Annotated in this window: 2 pseudogenes; both read left to right on the top strand. The window is 60.8% G+C overall.

From position 1 onward, the window contains the following. A pseudogene (locus H9X91_RS14025) lies at window positions 1–358 on the top strand (electron transfer flavoprotein subunit beta); the annotation flags it as partial. A 19-nt stretch (window positions 359–377) separates the two neighbouring features. After that, window positions 378–666: pseudogene (locus tag H9X91_RS14020) on the top strand (acryloyl-CoA reductase electron transfer subunit beta); the annotation flags it as partial.

Raw genomic sequence — 666 nt, 5'->3', positions numbered from 1 at the left:
CATCCAGAAGGACGGCGACACCATCACCGTGAAGCGGATGCTGGAGGACGGCTACATGACCATCAAGGTCAAGACCCCCTGCCTGATCACCTGCATCAAGGAGCTGAACACCCCCCGCTATATGAGCGTGGGCGGCGTGTTCGAGGCTTACAGCAAGCCCATGACCACTTACGACTATGAGGCGCTGAAGGACGATCCCCTGATCGACGCCACCACCATCGGCCTGAAGGGCTCTCCGACGAACATCTTCAAGAGCTTCACCCCGCCCCAGAAGGGCGCCGGGCAGATGCTAGAGGGCGCAGACAAGGCGACCTGCGAGAAGCTGGCCGACATTCTGGCGAAGAAGCACATCATCTGAGAAAGGGGATAAAACGACTATGTCTAATTTCAACAGCGCGGACATCGCTGCTTTCAAGGATGTGTGGGTGTTCTGCGAGCAGCGCGAGGGCAAGCTGATGCCCACCGATTTTGAGCTGATCTCCAAGGGCCGGGACCTGGCGGACGAGCTGGGCGTGAACCTGTGCGGCCTGCTGCTGGGCGGCGAGGGGATCGAGAACGCGGCCAAGGAGCTGGGCGGCTACGGCGCCGACAAGGTGATCGTGTGCGAGAGCCCGCTGCTGAGCGTGTACAACACCGACGCCTATGCCAAGGTGATCTGCGACGTCA

It is taken from the genome of Oscillibacter valericigenes (assembly GCF_016902445.1).
GTDB lineage: Bacteria > Bacillota > Clostridia > Oscillospirales > Oscillospiraceae > Oscillibacter > Oscillibacter avistercoris.
Note: the sequence above shows the minus strand (reverse complement) of the source record. Positions and strands in the feature narration are given on the sequence as shown.